Source organism: Marinobacter sp. DSM 26671 (assembly GCF_900112835.1).
Taxonomy (GTDB): domain Bacteria; phylum Pseudomonadota; class Gammaproteobacteria; order Pseudomonadales; family Oleiphilaceae; genus Marinobacter; species Marinobacter flavimaris.
Genome location: NZ_FONF01000008.1, coordinates 132,696 through 149,871, shown reverse-complemented (window position 1 = coordinate 149,871; position 17,176 = coordinate 132,696). Strand labels below are relative to the sequence as shown.

14 protein-coding genes and 3 tRNA genes are annotated in these 17,176 nt (G+C 55.7%); 13 read left to right on the top strand and 4 right to left on the bottom strand.

Annotation, left to right across the window (positions count from 1 at the left end; genetic code table 11):
- Positions 1-20: 20 nt before the first annotated feature.
- A complete protein-coding gene (locus tag BM035_RS11145) occupies positions 21-560 on the bottom strand; it encodes an RDD family protein (RefSeq protein WP_092031887.1) in 540 nt (179 codons plus the stop codon).
- 141 nt (positions 561-701) lie between these two features.
- Here BM035_RS11145 and alaS point away from each other — a divergent pair, with 141 nt between their 5' ends.
- The 8 genes from alaS (at position 702) to BM035_RS11100 (ending at position 6,624) form a co-directional block, all read left to right on the top strand.
- Positions 702-3,332, top strand: coding sequence for an alanine--tRNA ligase (gene alaS, locus BM035_RS11140; RefSeq protein ID WP_092031884.1), 2,631 nt, complete (start codon positions 702-704; stop codon positions 3,330-3,332).
- 105 nt (positions 3,333-3,437) lie between these two features.
- Complete coding sequence (locus BM035_RS11135) at positions 3,438-4,676, top strand: aspartate kinase (protein ID WP_014576751.1); 1,239 nt, start codon at positions 3,438-3,440, stop codon at positions 4,674-4,676.
- Between the two features lie 189 nt (positions 4,677-4,865).
- Entirely contained in the window at positions 4,866-5,063 is a 198-nt protein-coding gene (csrA, locus tag BM035_RS11130; RefSeq protein ID WP_008172808.1) for a carbon storage regulator CsrA, read from the top strand.
- 126 nt (positions 5,064-5,189) lie between these two features.
- A tRNA-Ser gene (locus BM035_RS11125) sits at positions 5,190-5,279 on the top strand.
- A gap of 63 nt (positions 5,280-5,342) precedes the next feature.
- Positions 5,343-5,419: transfer RNA gene (locus BM035_RS11120), tRNA-Arg, on the top strand.
- A 25-nt stretch (positions 5,420-5,444) separates the two neighbouring features.
- Positions 5,445-5,521, top strand: a tRNA-Arg gene (locus BM035_RS11115).
- Between the two features lie 364 nt (positions 5,522-5,885).
- Positions 5,886-6,077 (top strand): SPOR domain-containing protein, encoded by a 192-nt coding sequence (locus BM035_RS11105; RefSeq protein WP_053114925.1) that lies wholly within the window; start codon positions 5,886-5,888, stop codon positions 6,075-6,077.
- Positions 6,078-6,114: 37 nt separating this feature from the next.
- Positions 6,115-6,624 (top strand): BCAM0308 family protein, encoded by a 510-nt coding sequence (locus tag BM035_RS11100; RefSeq protein WP_053114926.1) that lies wholly within the window; start codon positions 6,115-6,117, stop codon positions 6,622-6,624.
- A 16-nt stretch (positions 6,625-6,640) separates the two neighbouring features.
- Here the strand turns inward: BM035_RS11100 and BM035_RS11095 are convergent, their stop codons facing one another.
- Positions 6,641-8,497 (bottom strand): HAMP domain-containing methyl-accepting chemotaxis protein, encoded by a 1,857-nt coding sequence (locus BM035_RS11095; RefSeq protein WP_053114927.1) that lies wholly within the window; start codon positions 8,495-8,497, stop codon positions 6,641-6,643.
- Positions 8,498-9,223: 726 nt separating this feature from the next.
- On the opposite strand from BM035_RS11095, the gene BM035_RS11090 reads away from it, so the two are divergent.
- The gene (locus BM035_RS11090; RefSeq protein ID WP_217646348.1) at positions 9,224-10,837 is read left to right on the top strand and encodes a choice-of-anchor F family protein; all 1,614 of its coding nucleotides are present in this window, start codon (positions 9,224-9,226) and stop codon (positions 10,835-10,837) included.
- Positions 10,838-10,922: 85 nt separating this feature from the next.
- Here the strand turns inward: BM035_RS11090 and BM035_RS11085 are convergent, their stop codons facing one another.
- Positions 10,923-11,339: a hypothetical protein gene (locus BM035_RS11085; protein WP_139216035.1), complete on the bottom strand. Its 417-nt coding sequence runs from the start codon at positions 11,337-11,339 to the stop codon at positions 10,923-10,925.
- Positions 11,340-11,472: 133 nt separating this feature from the next.
- Complete coding sequence (locus BM035_RS11080) at positions 11,473-12,009, bottom strand: DUF2058 domain-containing protein (RefSeq protein ID WP_008172128.1); 537 nt, start codon at positions 12,007-12,009, stop codon at positions 11,473-11,475.
- A 106-nt stretch (positions 12,010-12,115) separates the two neighbouring features.
- Between BM035_RS11080 and dbpA the strand changes: the two genes are divergently transcribed.
- From dbpA to BM035_RS11060, 4 genes are all read left to right on the top strand, one after another.
- Positions 12,116-13,489 (top strand): ATP-dependent RNA helicase DbpA, encoded by a 1,374-nt coding sequence (gene dbpA / locus BM035_RS11075; RefSeq protein WP_008172127.1) that lies wholly within the window; start codon positions 12,116-12,118, stop codon positions 13,487-13,489.
- 223 nt (positions 13,490-13,712) lie between these two features.
- Entirely contained in the window at positions 13,713-13,964 is a 252-nt protein-coding gene (locus tag BM035_RS11070; RefSeq protein WP_008172126.1) for an OadG family protein, read from the top strand.
- Between the two features lie 41 nt (positions 13,965-14,005).
- The gene (oadA, locus tag BM035_RS11065) at positions 14,006-15,793 is read left to right on the top strand and encodes a sodium-extruding oxaloacetate decarboxylase subunit alpha (protein WP_053114930.1); all 1,788 of its coding nucleotides are present in this window, start codon (positions 14,006-14,008) and stop codon (positions 15,791-15,793) included.
- A 13-nt stretch (positions 15,794-15,806) separates the two neighbouring features.
- Positions 15,807-17,141 (top strand): sodium ion-translocating decarboxylase subunit beta, encoded by a 1,335-nt coding sequence (locus BM035_RS11060; protein WP_053114931.1) that lies wholly within the window; start codon positions 15,807-15,809, stop codon positions 17,139-17,141.
- The last annotated feature ends 35 nt before the right edge of the window (positions 17,142-17,176 follow it).

Genomic DNA, 17,176 nt, shown 5'->3' with positions numbered 1-17,176 from the left:
CTATCCCACCGGCTAAACCATTACTTTTTGGTCGCTTCTTTGGGTATGGATACAACCACGCTGTCAGAGAGGCGGTCGGTAATGGACAGACCATTGATCGGATAGAACAGCGCAACAATAGCCGGGATGCCCAGAAACAGGGTGGCAGCTCCGAGGTAGTAGCTGCCCAGAAGTGTCAGGAAGATCACAGCCGCCGCCGTCACGTAACGCCTGAGCGCCTTGCTCCAGCTCACCGAAGTACCATCAATGTTTTCAATTCGAATCCGCCAGACCTGCATCCCCAGGGTCTGGCCAATGCGCGTCCAGAAATAGGCAAAGAACAGGTAAAGGGTCAGGAACAACGTGAACGTCAGCCCCGGGTCCCCGGAAAGCTGGCCTGCCTCGGCCATCTGTTCGTACCTGTCCCAGCCGGTGATCCAGCCAGCCACCATGGTGTATCCCCAGGTAGCGACAAGCAGCACGGCAATGCTGATCAAACCGTCGTAAATAATGGCAAGGGCACGTTTGAGGGCGGTGGCTGGTGGGAATAGTTCCTCGGCGTCATGGAAGCGTCGGGGCATGGAATCTCCTGTGATGTTTCACGTTTTTCCTGTTCTCGGCGTGTGCTAGAGTAGCGGATTTGCACAAGCATGTAAGTATCCGTATTCAATCGCGGACCGGGCGGCATTTCCGCCGGGTTTCTGGAAAGGTATCAAAGGGCTATGAAAACCGCAGAGTTGCGACAGGCATTCCTCGATTATTTCAAGCAGCAAGGTCACACCATTGTTCCAAGTAGTTCGCTGGTACCTGCGGACGACCCCTCATTGTTGTTTACGAATGCGGGAATGAACCAGTTCAAGGACCTGTTCCTGGGTCGTGAAGAGCGCGACTACACCCGGGCAACCTCGTCCCAGAAATGTGTCCGCGCTGGCGGCAAGCACAACGACCTCGAAAACGTCGGTTACACCGCCCGTCACCACACCTTCTTCGAGATGCTGGGCAACTTCAGCTTCGGTGATTACTTCAAGCGGGAAGCCATCAACTACGCCTGGACATTCCTGACCGGCGAGAACTGGCTGAACCTGCCTCAGGAGAAACTCTGGGTTACCGTTTACGCGGAAGATGACGAAGCCTTCGACATCTGGAACAAGGAAATCGGCGTGCCGGCAGACCGTATCGTCCGTATCGGCGATAACAAAGGCGGCCGTTACGCCTCAGACAACTTCTGGCAGATGGGGGACACCGGTCCCTGCGGTCCCTGCACCGAAATCTTCTACGATCACGGCCCGGATGTTGCTGGTGGTCCCCCCGGATCACCGGAAGAGGACGGTGACCGCTACATCGAAATCTGGAACGTGGTGTTCATGCAGTACAACCGCACCGCTGACGGTGAGATGTTGAAGCTGCCCAAGCCGTCTGTTGACACTGGCATGGGTCTGGAGCGCATCACGGCGGTTCTGCAGGGTGTTCACAGCAACTATGAAATTGATCTGTTCCAGGATTTGCTGGCAGCCGCCTCACAGATTCTGGGCGGTGCCGCAACCACGGAAGCATCTTTGCGTGTGGTCGCGGACCACATCCGTTCCTGCGCCTTCCTGATCGCGGACGGCGTCATGCCCTCAAACGAGGGGCGCGGTTTTGTGCTGCGCCGTATCATTCGCCGCGCGGCACGCCATGGCAACAAGCTGGGTGCAACCGGGCCGTTTTTCTACAAACTCACCGGTGCACTGTGCGAGCTGATGGGCGAGGCCTTCCCGCAGCTGGTCAGCAGCCGCAAACAGATTGAAAAGGTTCTGCTGCAGGAAGAGGAGCAGTTTGCCAAGACGCTGGACAAGGGTTTGCGTCTGCTTGAGCAGGACATTGCCGAACTCAAGGGTGCCGAGATTCCGGGCGAGACAATCTTCACGCTTTATGACACCTATGGTTTCCCGGTCGACCTGACCAACGACATCGCTCGCGAACGAGGCCTGACGCTGGATTACGAAGGTTATGAGAAGGCGATGGAAGGTCAGCGCGAGCGCGCCCGGGCAGCCAGCAAATTCGGCATCGACTACAACGCCGCGGGCCTACAGCTCGAGGGCAAGACCGAGTTCACCGGTTACGAGCACATTGACGGCCACGAGAAAATCCGTGCAGTCATCGTGAACGGCGAGGAAAAGACCGCCGAAGCCGGTGATGAGGCCGTTGTGGTGCTCGAACGTACGCCGTTCTATGCCGAGTCTGGTGGCCAGGTCGGCGATACTGGTCTGCTGACCTGGAGCGGCGGCCGGTTCAAGGTAACGGATACCCGCAAGGAGGGGGATAACCACCTGCACCTTGGCACCCTGATCGAGGGCGAGCTGTTTCCGGGGCTGGAAGTCGATGCGCGGATTGATCACGCCCGTCGCGAGCGAACCAAGCGTAACCACTCCGCTACGCACCTACTGCACGCGGCCCTGCGCAAGGTACTGGGTGAGCACGTTAGCCAGAAAGGTTCACTGGTGGACCCGGATAAACTGCGTTTCGATTTCTCCCATTTCGAGGCCGTTACTCCGGAGCAGCTTCGCGAGATTGAGCGCCAGGTGAACGAGCAGATCCTGGAAAACAGCCCGGTCCAGACCGAAATTACCGACATGGAAAAGGCCCAGGAAAAGGGTGCCATGGCGCTGTTCGGGGAAAAGTACGGGGATGTGGTTCGGGTACTCAGCATGGGTACCGACAATTACTCCGTTGAACTGTGTGGTGGTACGCACGTTTCCCGTACCGGGGACATTGGCCTTTTCCGTATTACCTCTGAAAGTGGCATCTCATCCGGCGTCCGTCGTATCGAAGCCGTTACCGGCATGGGCGCGCTGGACTGGATCGACGGCACCGAGCGTACCCTTCGCGAGGCGGCCCGTCTGGTGAAAGGCTCCCGCGAGTCGGTCATTGAAAAGGTCCAGCAGACGATTGACCGCAACCGTCAGCTTGAGAAGGAAGTGGGCGCGCTGAAGGCAAAACTTGCTTCCTCGGCCGGTACCGATCTGGCCAGCACCGCTGTCGACGTCGGCGGGCTCAAGGTGGTGGCTTCCGAGTTGGAAGGTGCTGACCGCAAGGCCCTGATGGAGACGGCTGATCAGCTGAAGAACAAGCTGGGCGAGGGCGTTGTGGTTCTGGCCAGCGTGGAAGATGGCAAGGTGACTCTGGTTGCCGGTGTTACAAAATCGGCCACGGGCCGGATCAAGGCCGGGGACCTCATGAAGCATCTGGCCGCGCAGGTCGATGGCAAGGGCGGGGGGCGACCCGACATGGCTCAGGGTGGTGGCAACGATCCATCCAAGCTGGAGGATGCCCTGGCGGGTGTTGCCGGCTGGGTCGAGAAAAATATCGCTTAAGCAACTGTTTTTGTCGGCGGGCTGGGGTTTATAATCCCGCCCGTTTCTTCTTAGTGGCGGAGTGTCACTCCGCTGTGAGTCCCCGTTTCGGATATTGGGAAAATAATGGCTCTGTTGGTTCAGAAATTTGGTGGCACATCGGTTGGAACAACCGAGCGTATTGAAGCGGTAGCCGAGAAGGTGAGCCGTTTTCGGAAGGAAGGTCATGATGTTGTTGTCGTGGTTTCCGCCATGAGCGGTGAAACCAACCGGCTGATCGCCCTGGCCAACAACATCATGGAGGAGCCGACACCGCGTGAGATGGATGTGCTGGTATCCACTGGTGAGCAGGTAACCATTGCGCTCCTGTCCATGGCGCTGCAGAAGCTCGGTTGTGAAGCACGGTCCTACACCGGTTCTCAGGTGCGCATCCTGACCGACAGCAGCCATACCAAGGCGCGGATCAAACAGATCGATGAGCAGCGCATGCGCGAAGATCTGGATGCTGGTCGAGTGGTTGTGGTTGCCGGATTCCAGGGCATAGACGAGAGTGGAAACATCACTACGCTCGGGCGTGGCGGCTCCGATACCACAGCGGTGGCTCTGGCGGCAGCGCTCAGGGCAGACGAATGCCAGATCTACACTGACGTTGACGGTGTCTACACAACCGACCCAAGGGTTGTCGACACTGCGCGCAGGCTTGAACGGATTACGTTCGAGGAAATGCTTGAAATGGCGAGTCTGGGTTCGAAAGTGCTCCAGATCCGCTCTGTAGAATTTGCAGGTAAATACAACGTTCCATTAAGGGTTCTTTCCAGCTTCCAGGAAGGCGAGGGCACCCTGATTACTCTTGAGGATGAAAACGCCATGGAACAACCGGTTGTTTCCGGCATCGCTTTTAACCGTGATGAAGCCAAACTGACCATTGCCGGCGTACCGGATACCCCGGGCAGCGCGCTGCGTATTCTGAAGCCGGTGAGTGACGCCAATATCGAAGTGGATATGATCGTGCAGAACGTGGGTGAGGATAACCGCACAGCCTTCACGTTCACCGTCCATCGCAATGATTTCAAGCGTGCGAAAGAAGTGCTTCAGCGTGTTGCAGACGAACTGGGTGCTCGTGAAGTGGCCGGTGACAGCAAGATTGCCAAAGTCAGTATCGTGGGTGTCGGTATGCGTTCTCACGCTGGTGTGGCCACTCAGATGTTCGAGGCGCTGTCCAACGAGGGAATCAATATCCAGATGATCTCCACATCAGAAATCAAGATTTCCGTGGTGATCGACGAGAAATACCTTGAGCTTGCGGTTCGCGCACTTCACAGTGCATTTGAACTGGACAAGCCCGCGGTATCGGAAGAGGCCTGAAAACCGCAGATAAAAGGTCGGTCTGCGGGGCCTCCGAAAAAAGGGCGTCATATACTGAGCCTATGACAAACGTGCACCGTATAAGGGAATGTGCGTCTACAGATCAGTAAGTGATCCCACTATAAAAGCAATAAATAGATCAAAAAACCATTTATCGGAACAGGTAGCTCTGGATAGGGAGTAAGGGATATGTTGATTTTGACTCGCCGCGTGGGCGAAACTCTGATGGTCGGCGACGATATCACCGTCACCGTCCTGGGAGTGAAAGGCAATCAGGTGCGCATTGGCGTCAATGCCCCGAAAGAAGTCGCGGTACACCGTGAAGAAATCTACCAGCGGATTCAGTCGGAAAAAGGCTCTGAAGAGCCCGAGCCCGGCAACAGCTGAGAGTCAGAAAGCCGTTCAAGGGAAACCTGAACGGCTTTTTTGATGGTGTGGGGAAACGGGCCCGAAAAATCTCGTGTCAACCCTATGAAAACAGAAAAATTATGGTAGTATACGCCCCGTTCTCAAGGAGAGGTGGGTGAGTGGCTGAAACCAGTTCCCTGCTAAGGAACCGTACGAGCAATCGTACCGAGGGTTCGAATCCCTCCCTCTCCGCCATTTCCTTTTTGAGGAAAGAGAGACAGGTTGAAGTAGCACTCAACCACAGCAAGTGATCAATGTGCGGCTGTAGCTCAGCTGGATAGAGTACCTGGCTACGAACCAGGCGGTCGGAGGTTCGAATCCTCCCAGCCGCGCCATCGATCAACCTGCCACAAGTTTTAAGCGGCTGTAGCTCAGCTGGATAGAGTACCTGGCTACGAACCAGGCGGTCGGAGGTTCGAATCCTCCCAGCCGCGCCATATTAAGATCAAGACGCCTCAGTTTGTGAACCTCACAGGCTGAGGCGTTTTGCTTTGTATAGCTGGGAGGATTTGAACCGATAAGAGGTTCGACCGAAACCCACGCAGTGGGTTGAGGAACGCCGGAGCAATGCGACGGCGACCCCGAAGGGGTGAGGGCCAAAGGCCCGAATAATCCTCCCAGCCGTGCCAAATAAAGTCCAAAGCGCCTCAGTTTGTGCACCCCACAGGCTGGGGCGTTTTGCTTTAGCCTTCCAGTCTTGCTCTCCGTCAATTTCCGGTTGATCAATATTTGCACAGCTCCACCCTCCCTGCCTATTCTTTCAGATGTAAGGAAATCGAAATCAAACAGGAGGTTTCACTCATGAGCAAAACAGTAAACGGCGCCTATCGGGATCGCGACCAGGCCAAGAATACCTGGGATGACTTGATTGCGACCGGCATTCCCCGGGATAACATCTACATCGACGAAGACGCCAAGCTGGTCAAGGTCATCGTGCCTGCAGAGACCGAACGTGAGGTCAGGGAAATTTTTGACCGTCACGGGCTGCAATGAACGACCAGATTCCGTCATCAGGGAAAGGAGTGAGGGCATGAGCGGCAAAGACAGTGTTGCAGCTGGCCACGGACGGGATGACCGGCTTCTCAAAGAAGAGATTCACGATCCATACGTAGCCAGATCCAAGCCCAAGGAGCCAGCGATATGCTCCGAGTGCGGTGCAGCTTTCCATAAAGGGCGCTGGCAGTGGGCAACGCCACCCGCAGGCGAGCTTAACGAGCTTATGTGTCCGGCTTGTGAGCGAATCCGGGATAATATGCCAGCTGGAATACTGACTCTCTCCGGGGGCTTTCTGGGTAAGCATCGAGATGCAATCCTGAAACTCATCCACAACAAGGTCGAGGAAGAAAAGCTCGAGCACCCGATGAAACGTCTTATGAGTGTGGAAGACGGTCCAGAGGGAGAGCTGGTGGTGAAATTCACCGATCTGCATCTACCCCGGGGCACCGGGGAGGCTATTGAGCGAGCGTACGACGGTAATCTGGACATCCAGTACACCAAGGAATCGAACCTCGTTCGGGTGTACTGGAATCGGGATGATTAGGCAGCAGGCTGTTCAATTACAGCCTGAAACGTGAAACAAGGTTCTGCAGGTCGCTGCCCAGCCTTGCCAGTTCGCTGCTCGAGCTGGCGGTCTGGTTCGATGAGGCGGCGGACTGATCCGTAACATCCCGAATGCTGGTAATGTTCTGGTTGATTTCCTCGGCCACCGAAGTCTGTTGTTCGGAAGCTGTGGCAATCTGACTGTTGTACTGTTTGATCTCCTCTACAGCACGGGCAATGCGCTCAATGGTCGTTCCGGTTGCCGTGGCACGTTCAAGGGTGTTCGAGGCCATGGTGGTGCTGGACTCCATCGCGGACACCGAGTCACCGGCGCTGTTCTGAAGTGACGTTACCAGAGTCTCGATTTCCTGGGCCGATGATTGTGTCCGCTGTGCGAGAGAGCGCACCTCGTCGGCCACCACGGCAAAGCCGCGACCCTGCTCACCAGCCCGCGCTGCCTCGATAGCGGCGTTCAGCGCCAGCAGGTTGGTCTGCTCGGCGACGGATTTGATCACATCCAGAACGGTGCCGATGTTCGCGGTTTCTTTCTGGAGTCCCTGGATGGTCTCCATGCTCTGGCTGACTTCCCGTGCCAGATTGTTGACCTGATCTACGGTCGCGCGGACTTCCCGCTCACCGTCGCTGGCCTGGCTGGCCGCATCGGCGGCCACGGAAAAGGCCTGTTCGGCGCTGCGGGCGATCTCACCAACGGTTGCGGTCATTTCGTTCATGGCGGTAGCAACCTGATCGGTTTCCTGCTTCTGACGATTGATGCCATCGCTGGTCTGGCTGGTAACAGTTGAGAGTTCTTCTGCCGAGGCTGCAATATTGGAGGCCCCCGACTCAATACTTCTTACCAATTCCCGGAGGCTGGTCACCATGGTAGCCAGGGCAGCCATCAGTCGTCCGATCTCGTTGGTACCGCTGGCCTTGATATCCACGGTCAGGTTGCCAGAAGCCACCTCGGAGGCGATGCTCACTGCCTGGTTAACAGGGGAGACGATGGCGCGGGTAATGAGTAGGGCCATCAGGATGCCAAGAATAAGGGCGATACCGGTCGCGCCGAAGATCAACCAGGAAGCCTGCTCACGATCAGCCTCCATTTTCTCAGTCTGAAGTGCCCGAAGGTTATTTGCCGATTCGATGGCACTGCGAGCTGTGCTGACCATATCATCCGACAGCTGTTTTCCGGAGTTGGTGAGATCCACGACCGTTTGAAATTCATTGACATAGGTCTTCAGCGCAGCATTGATCTGGTCTTTTTCCTCGGTCGTGATCGCCGCTGATTTCAGCGGGCCCTGGACTCTTTTCGCATCATCGAGATAAGCCTTGACGCTGGCGTCATCATGTTCGATCAGGAACTTGCGTTCAGAGCGACGCATATCCTCGAAAATGGCTGAAGCGAAGAACAGAGAGCTGTGGGCCTTCAAAGAAGATCCGAAGATGCGGGCACTGGTTTCAAGGCGCTCGAGCGCTGCCTCCCGTTCACCAATGTTGGTTTCAACCTCGCCCATGAGCCGCTGGTATTGTTTTACGTCTGCCTGGATCTGGCCCAAGGTTTCAATATCCTTGGCGACTGCGAGCAGCGGCTTGATCTCATTGGTCAGCTCCAGAACCCGGTCGCCCTGGGCCTGAGTCCGGGCAACAGCCTGCGCCTCACCGGTCAGCAGAAAGTTCTTCTCCTCAACCCGGGCTTCGGTCAGGTTGGTGTTTACCTGCCCGAGCATGGCAACAATGTTCGAACGTTGGCCATAGCTCTCCAGGGCCCGATCACCTACCAATCCCACTACGATGGTCAGCAGCAGGAGAACCGCAAAGCCGCCAGCCAATCTGGTCCGGATGGTCATGTTGGTGAGGAAGCTCGAGACTGTCATGGTTTTCCTTACTTGCTTGAGGGCAGCATCAAAGCGTGGTTTTGCCTCATTTTTAGCGCGAGGCAGCAAACGAAATTGATACACCGAGGAAATTTGGAATCTTTTATTTGCAGCTATTAAGGCCGCTTTTATCAAAAGAATCCAGAGGCATACCGTAACAGATAGTTTCTGGACGAGTTTATTTGATACGGAAATGCAGCAATTCTCCGAAATATAAAATCATTAAGCAGTGAGCCTACAAGGACTCGAAGGTGAACACTGCCTGATTGGTATTCAGGTCTGCTCGGCTTTGAGGGTGCGACAAAAAGTCACACCTATCGATTCGGTGGCTAGACAGGAACGACTGGCTGCAACTGCGAGCGGTGTAATGGAGTTTTCTTTCACAGGTAATTGTCTTGAGATTCCTGTTCGTGGGCGCCTCATGGCTGGGTATACGGCCGATCGCGATGTTGCAGCTTTGCGCTTCTGGCAAAAGCATGAGAACTGTTCGTGCTAGATTGTTCTACTAGTTGTAACTAAAAAGCATTTGCTTATCGGTTTTTGTGCTTTACGATTGTGAATGAACGGTAATCTTGAACTGCTCTATGTTTTGGATTTTCTGAACTGCATTAGGGAAAGCATTATGACTACTATAAAAATGATTTTGCGAGACATCGACTTGCTAGCGCCGTGTTTTGTTCCATGATTGGCCTGCCGTGTGTGGCTGTTGCGGCAACGATGGAGGGAGTGAACGAAGAAAACCTTGCGGTTCCACCGGTTGAAGGTAAAACCTTGGTGTATACCGATACAGAGGGAACTGCCAGCTTTGGGTGGCTCGATCCGGTTAACGATTTTGGCAATGTAGGGTTGGGGATCAAGGTCTATAACGAGCCGTTCACCGCCCAGCAGACATACGATTTTGCCGGTTGCCTGATGGCTCAGCCCGATCGTGCCCCCGGCGACAACTGTACAGCCCCGCCTGATTCCGGAAAGCGTTTCAAGCTTAAAACAACCGAAACCAATGGTCCCATCGACATTGTTGTCGATGTGTCAGCCGATGATTCGGTAAGTCTCTATCGGGTGATTGGCAAGTTTTCCAATCTTACCGACGCCTCCAATTCGGTTGGCGGTGATTTGAATGCGATCCGTTTCGAGCTCGGTTTTGGGGTTGGAAGCGAGTTTATGCGTTCATCTGTTGGTGATGGTCTGGGTTTCGGCTTTGCAGATGGCGCTAAACTGAGTATCGGGCCTGTTGGTAAGTACCCCGGCGGCCTTTTCGGCGGTAGTAAAGTTGAGGGATTGCCTTTCTTCAGCACCGAGGTTGCTCCATTTACTGAATCGCTTGCTACGGCTGATGATGGAGATGTGCTTGAAACCAATGGCACCATTGCCACGCAGTACAGTTCTTTGTTTGGTGATTGGCGGACGCTGAGCGAAACGCCCACGGGATGGTTTATTGATCACGATGGTAATCCGGCCAACGACTCGATCCTTCTGGCTTATAACGCCGGAACGGCTTCCGCGCCGGATTGGCAGACTTATGAAAAAGTCTTTAGTACGACAGTTGAGGTAGATGCCGATGGCGACAATACGGTAGATACTCTCGCTGATCGATGGGATCCCAACAGCATTAACTTCGACCCGAGCGTAGCCGACGATGTAGGGCCAATTGTGGATACCTTGGGTGAGGGGGATGCCCAAGATACTGTACCTGATGCAATTTCATTGAATCAGTCTTCTGCTGCTGGCCTGTATGTTGCCGATTACAACAATACGGGCGAGGGTTTCAAAGTCCTGATCGATGGCGAGGCTGTAGCCATTGATGCCTTCGCCGAGTGGGCTAATCAACCTCCGAAAGTGCTCAATACTTCAGACGGCTCCCTCTACGCTACATGGAGGTCTGATGAGGGTGAGGATGGGTTGTATGAGTTGGCAGACGGTTCGTTCGAAACTGTTGAGGCTGTAAACGCGACGATTCTGGCTGATGAAGCGGCATATGAACGCGTTGCCGGTTATGTTCAAGGCCCGATTGAAGATCTCGCCAACGTCAATATCAACCCCACAATTTCAGTGGGCGCGGCTGCCAATTGGCCAACCTGTACCGGTGATGGTGTGAGTACGACTTGTAGCTTCACGTTCAGGGTTACCGGTCTGAATGGTGCAGTTGATGATCCGATGATTCCAGATACTCCGGTTGAACCCGAGCCTGAAGAGCCCACTGCAGCGTCCAGTAGTGGCGGCGGTACCATCTTTGGTTGCACCGCAGGCAAACCAGGTGCTCCGTTCGATCCGGTTCTGCCGGGCCTGGTGCTGATGGCGATGGGCGGCTTGTGGGCGCGTAAGCGTCTACGCAATGCCTGAATAATCTCGAGGTAAAAGGCGCAAATAAAAATCGGGGCTGACAATCAGCCCCGATTTTTTTGTGGCCCTGAACAGCAATGTCCGACTACTGGCTGTTCGAGCCTTTCATCTTATACTGCTGATTCTTGCCGTTACCGCCACCCCCGGCGCCCTGTCCATTTTGCTGGCCCATACCCTGGCCGTTTTTCTGCCCCATACCCTGGCCCATGCCCTGGCCTTTACCCATGCCTTGTCCGGAACCCTGTCCCATGCCGTTTCTGAGCTCAACGCCACGCTCTCTGGCTCGTTCCATCATCCGTTCATGGTGCAGCTGGCGGTACTTCGCACGCTCGGCGTCGGTGTTCAGGTTGCGCATGGTTTCCCGGTGCTGTTGCAGCTCTTGCTGGGTCATCAGTTCCCGTCCGAAAACCTGGTCGTCCGATTGGGCGGCAACCGGCATACTGGCCAAAGACGCCAGTAACGTGGCGCCAGCTATCAAGCTCAATGATTTTTTCACTCTCATGGTTAATCCCCTTCGTTCTATGGATATAACTAAAGTATAGGCCAAGTCAGAAGTTTTGGGGTTATGAGTAGTACCTATGTATTTCCCGGGTGCATGTAGTACCAAAAGGGTGTATCTGCGGTTGAGTAGTGCGTTACCACATCAGATCATCAGGGATTTCGTAGCCTGCGTAAGGATCATCCTCGCCTGCATCGTCCTGTTTGCGATCATGAAGTACCACCACGGCGCTCTCATCCCGCTCCATGATTTTTCGGGCAACACCTTCCGCCACAATCTCGTAGTTATCGTTCACGAAAACAATTGCCAGGCGGCCGCGGGATAGCTGATCGACCATAGTGTCGTCTACGAAGAGCTTCTTGATCTTTTTGTCATGAACAAACTGATAGGAGGTTTCGCCGCGGCTTCGGTCCAGCCGGTTGGTTTCTACCAATTGCCGGATCTGGGCCTGGATGGCTTTCTTTTCGGCAGCGCGCTGGCGCTCCAGGTTGAGTTGGCGATCCCGCTCTGCTTTTTCCTCACGGGCCTGACGTGCACGGGTCTCGGCCTCGTTAACTTCCACAGCCCCCTTGGGTTGCTGCTTTCTTTTCTTCCGTTTTTCGCTGCGAATGGCCTTGGCTTTTTTCTCGTCGGCAAGGCCGGCCTTCAGCAATTGATCCTGCAGGGATGCCATCAGTAACTCCGTTCTTTCGTTGCATATTCTGGTATCATTTCGGCCTAGTATACGCCCTCATTATTGCCTTCATAACCAGCTTCCGCTGAATCCGGGATTTTCTTCTATGTCTTCTTTTAACGACTTTGGCCTGTCTACCGCCATGTGCTCGAACCTTAACCAGCTGGGGTTTGCCCAACCCACGGAGATTCAGGCGAAGGCCATTGCCCCGGGGCTGGCGGGAAAAGACATCATTGCCATGGCCAAAACCGGTAGCGGAAAAACGGCGGCGTTTGGCATCAGCCTGGTTGAGCGGCTCAATCCCCGTCTGTTCGCGGTTCAGGCGCTCGTGCTGTGCCCGACCCGTGAGCTGGCAGACCAGGTCGCCAAAGCTATCCGTGAGCTGGCGCGGGCCCGGGACAATATCAAGGTGCTGACTCTGTGTGGTGGTGTTGCCATCGGCCCCCAGATCGGGTCCCTGAGCCATGGCGCTCATATTGTTGTGGGTACCCCGGGCAGGATTCAGGACCACCTGCGCAAGCAGACCCTCTCGCTGGCGCGGCTTAAAACCGTGGTGCTTGATGAGGCGGACCGAATGCTGGATATGGGTTTTCAGGAAGCGATGGAAGACATCCTGTCCCAGACTCCGCCATCACGCCAGACCATGATGTTTTCGGCGACCTGGCCGGCGCCCATCCGTGAATTGAGCAAGCAGTACCAGAAAAGCCCGGTAGACGTTCGGGCCGAGGAAGCCGGTGACAACCCGGACATTGAAGAGCTGTTCTACGAAGTGTCGCCACATTCCAAATCGGATGCCATCGTAGCGCTGCTTTCCGAGCGTCAGCCCGAGTCCTGCATCGTTTTCTGCACCACCAAACAGCAGTGTGACGACATGGCGGCGGAACTTGGTGAGCGGGGTTTCTCTGCGCTGCCTTTGCATGGCGATCTGGAGCAACGGGATCGAGACAGCGTGCTCGTGCGGTTTGGCAATCAGAGCTGCTCCATCCTGGTTGCCACCGACGTGGCTGCCCGTGGCCTCGACATAAAGTCTCTGCCCCTGGTTATCAACGCCGAGCCCGCGCGGGATCCCGAAGTGCATACCCATCGGATCGGGCGCACCGGCCGGGCAGGGGAGCGGGGTCATGCTGTTACCTTCTGCACGCCGGCCCAGGGGCACAAGATTACCCGCATCGAGTCCGAAAGAGGCCGCAGCGTGACATGGGGAGACACAGAGAAACTCCTGGCGACGCCGCTGAAACCGGTCGTGCCCGCCATGAAGACCCTGTGCATTGCCGGTGGTCGCAAAGACAAGGTTCGTCCCGGCGATGTCCTGGGTGCCCTGACGGGCGAAGCAGGCCTGCCTGGCAAAGCTGTCGGCAAGATTGATCTGTTTGATCATCAGTGTTTTGTCGCGGTAGAGAAGTCGCTTGCAGCTAAGGCATTGGCCAGGCTCGAAAGTGGCAAGGTCAAGGGGCGGAAAATACGCGTTCGATATGCCTGAATGAGAATTGCTTCGTCTGTATAAATGCGTGTCTTTTCGGACCGCGACGCTCGGAAACCCCGTATAGATTTTTGCATTCAGGTTGCCCGGGCACCCTGAAAACGGTAAATTACGCAGGATTTTGCCCCCCGAATTGTCGCGGAAGCGTGTTAGACCTTAGTCTAACTGGTCAGTCCGGGCACAGATCGGGAGAAATATAAATCAATACAGGTAGCTGTTCGATATGAATGACCTGATGTCACAAGCCGTCGATCTGATGATTGCCGGAATGGGGTTTGTATTCGTGTTCCTCATTATTCTGGTGTTCGCGACACTCCTCATGTCCAAGCTCATAGGACGGTTTGCGCCGCCAGAGCCGGCAACCCCGGCCAAAACGCCACGTGCCAAGCCGAAGGCGCCCGCGTCGGTTGACCCTGACACCGCCGAGGCCATCAAGAAGGCGATTGCACAATTCCGGTCCCGCCACAAGAAGTGAACCGGTAAAAGACTAGAACCTTTAAACAGAAGGCTGACACGATGACTGACACAAAGAAACCGCTGGGGATTACGGACGTTATCCTGCGTGACGCCCACCAGTCCCTGCTTGCCACCCGTATGCGGCTGGATGACATGCTGCCAATTGCCGAGAAACTCGACAAGGTCGGTTTCTGGTCCCTGGAATCCTGGGGCGGCGCTACCTTTGATTCCTGCATTCGCTACCTGGGCGAAGATCCCTGGGAGCGCATCCGCGAGCTGAAAAAAGCCATGCCCAACACCCAGCAGCAGATGCTGCTGCGCGGTCAGAACCTGCTGGGCTATCGTCATTATGCGGATGATGTGGTGGACCGTTTCTGTGAACGTGCCGCTGAAAATGGCGTTGACGTATTCCGTATTTTCGATGCGATGAACGATCCCCGTAACCTGGATCGTGCCATTAAGGCCGTTCGCAAGACCGGCAAGCATGCCCAGGGCACCATTGCCTACACCACCAGCCCGGTGCACACCATCGAGATGTGGGTAGAGCTGGCGAAAGAAGTTGCCGACATGGGTGCGGACTCCATTGCGATCAAGGACATGGCCGGTATCCTCAAGCCGTACGTGGCCTATGATCTGGTCAGCCGTCTGAAGAAAGAGCTGGATATTCCGATCCACATGCAGTGTCACGCCACCACCGGCATGTCGACCGCTACCGCCATCAAGGCTGCGGAGGCCGGTATCGATAACGTGGATACGGCCATTTCCTCCATGAGCATGACCTACGGTCACTCGCCCACAGAAGCCGTCGTTGCGATTCTGGAGGGCACTGACCGTGACACCGGCCTGGACCTCAACCTGCTGGAAGAAATCGCCAGCTACTTCCGCCAGGTGCGCAAGAAGTACGCGAAATTCGAAGGCAGCCTGCGTGGGACCGATTCCCGCATCCTGATTGCCCAGGTACCAGGTGGCATGCTCACCAACATGGAAAACCAGCTGCGTGAGCAGAACGCCAGCGACAAGTTTGATCAGGTTCTGGACGAGATTCCCAAGGTTCGCGAAGACCTGGGCTTCATCCCGCTGGTAACCCCGACGTCCCAGATCGTCGGTACCCAGGCGGTACTGAACGTTCTGACCGGCGAGCGCTACAAGTCCATCTCCAAAGAAACCTCTGCGATCCTGAAAGGCGAGTACGGTGCTGCACCGGCGCCGATGAACAAGGAACTGCAGGAGCGTGTTCTGGATGGCAAAGAGCCTGTGACCTGTCGTCCGGCGGATCTGCTTGAGCCGGAAATGGACAAGCTGACTGACGAACTCAAGAAGCTGGCCGACGAGAAGGGTATCAAACTGTCTGACAACGTTGAAGACGACGTTCTCACCTACGCGCTGTTCCCGCAGATCGGCCTGAAGTTCCTGGAAAACCGTGACAACCCGGATGCGTTCGAGCCGGTTCCGACCGCTGAAAGCGCTGCTCCGGCCGCGAAATCTGAAGGCCCTGAGACCTACACCGTTGAAGTGAATGGCAAGAAGTTTGTGGTTGCCGTTTCCGAAGGTGGCGAGATCAGCCAGATCCAGGGCGAGGGCGGTGCCGCTTCCGCACCGGCTGCTTCCTCGGCTCCGGCACCTGCAGCGGGTGAAGGCGAGCCTGTGGTTGCACCGCTGGGCGGCAACATCTTCAAGGTTCTGGTTTCTCCGGGTGACACCGTGGAAGAGGGCGATGTGATGATTATCCTCGAGGCCATGAAAATGGAAACCGAGGTTCGCGCGCCAAAAGCCGGCACAATCGGCGAAGTCTTCATCAAGGTCGGTGATGCCGTCTCCCCTGATGACGAAATGCTGACAATCGCATAAGGGCCAGCATTCCATGGATAAATTAATGACACTCTGGACAGGTAGTGGCCTGTTCAACATCGAGATCGGCCAGGTGATCATGATCGCCATCGGCCTCTTGCTTCTCTATCTTGCGATTAACAAGAAATTTGAGCCGTTGCTTCTGGTACCCATCGGGTTCGGCGGCATCCTGGCGAATATTCCGGAGGCAGGCCTTGCCCTGACTGCGGCGGAAAATGCCATCCATTTTGCCCTGAAGGAAGAGTCAACTCAGATTCTGGCTGCTCTGGCCGCACCTCTGGATGTGGCCTACCAGGTCGGGCAGGCGGTGACGCCAGAGTTGAAAGACGCCTTCAAGGTGGCCGTAAAAGAGGCCAGCTACTCCGAAATGGCGATGGCCAACTCCCTGGCCCAGGATTTCGGTTACGGCAATGGCATGCTCTATAACTTCTACTCCGTGATCATTGGCAGTACGGTTGGTCCGCTGTTGATCTTCATGGGTGTGGGCGCGATGACCGACTTCGGTCCGTTGCTGGCTAACCCCAAGACCCTGCTGCTGGGTGCCGCTGCCCAGTTCGGTATCTTCGGTACTGTCATTGGTGCTGCGCTGCTGGACTGGACCGGTGTTCTGGAGTTCAACATTCTGGAAGCCGCCGCTATCGGTATCATTGGTGGTGCAGATGGCCCGACTTCCATCTATGTCTCCAGTGTTCTGGCCCCGCACTTGCTGGGTGCCATTGCGGTCTCTGCCTACGCTTACATGGCACTGGTGCCGATGATCCAGCCGCCGATCATGAAAGCACTGACCTCCGCTGAAGAGCGCAAGATCAAGATGACGCAGCTGCGCCCTGTCAGCAAGCAGGAAAAGATCATTTTCCCGCTGGTGGTTCTGATTGCGGTCGTTCTGTTCCTGCCGGATGCAGCGCCGCTGCTGGGTATGTTCACCTTCGGTAACCTGATGCGTGAATGTGGCGTGGTCGAGCGTTTGAGCGACACGGCCCAGAACGCGCTGATTAACATCGTGACCATTTTCCTTGGCCTGTCCGTTGGTTCCAAACTGATGGCAGACAAGTTCCTGGACGCCCAGACCCTGGGTATCTTGGGCCTGGGTATCGTGGCCTTCGGTGTGGGTACTGCCTCGGGTGTTCTGATGGCGAAGCTGATGAACAAGCTGAGCAAAGAGCAGATCAACCCGCTGATCGGTTCTGCCGGTGTATCTGCGGTGCCGATGGCAGCGCGGGTCTCCAACAAGGTGGGCCTGGAAGCCAACCCGCAGAACTTCCTGCTGATGCACGCCATGGGCCCGAACGTGGCTGGCGTTATCGGCTCTGCGGTTGCTGCGGGTGTAATGATCAAGCTTCTTGGCTGATTTGTTCACCGCAGTACAAAAAACCCCGCCTCTGT

Coding starts and splice junctions, on each gene's coding strand:
- BM035_RS11145 (WP_092031887.1), bottom strand. CDS start 560: ATGCCCCGACGCTTCCATGACGCCGAGGAACTATTCCCACCAGCCACC.
- alaS (WP_092031884.1), top strand. CDS start 702: ATGAAAACCGCAGAGTTGCGACAGGCATTCCTCGATTATTTCAAGCAG.
- BM035_RS11135 (WP_014576751.1), top strand. CDS start 3,438: ATGGCTCTGTTGGTTCAGAAATTTGGTGGCACATCGGTTGGAACAACC.
- csrA (WP_008172808.1), top strand. CDS start 4,866: ATGTTGATTTTGACTCGCCGCGTGGGCGAAACTCTGATGGTCGGCGAC.
- BM035_RS11105 (WP_053114925.1), top strand. CDS start 5,886: ATGAGCAAAACAGTAAACGGCGCCTATCGGGATCGCGACCAGGCCAAG.
- BM035_RS11100 (WP_053114926.1), top strand. CDS start 6,115: ATGAGCGGCAAAGACAGTGTTGCAGCTGGCCACGGACGGGATGACCGG.
- BM035_RS11095 (WP_053114927.1), bottom strand. CDS start 8,497: ATGACAGTCTCGAGCTTCCTCACCAACATGACCATCCGGACCAGATTG.
- BM035_RS11085 (WP_139216035.1), bottom strand. CDS start 11,339: ATGAGAGTGAAAAAATCATTGAGCTTGATAGCTGGCGCCACGTTACTG.
- BM035_RS11080 (WP_008172128.1), bottom strand. CDS start 12,009: ATGGCATCCCTGCAGGATCAATTGCTGAAGGCCGGCCTTGCCGACGAG.
- dbpA (WP_008172127.1), top strand. CDS start 12,116: ATGTCTTCTTTTAACGACTTTGGCCTGTCTACCGCCATGTGCTCGAAC.
- BM035_RS11070 (WP_008172126.1), top strand. CDS start 13,713: ATGAATGACCTGATGTCACAAGCCGTCGATCTGATGATTGCCGGAATG.
- oadA (WP_053114930.1), top strand. CDS start 14,006: ATGACTGACACAAAGAAACCGCTGGGGATTACGGACGTTATCCTGCGT.
- BM035_RS11060 (WP_053114931.1), top strand. CDS start 15,807: ATGGATAAATTAATGACACTCTGGACAGGTAGTGGCCTGTTCAACATC.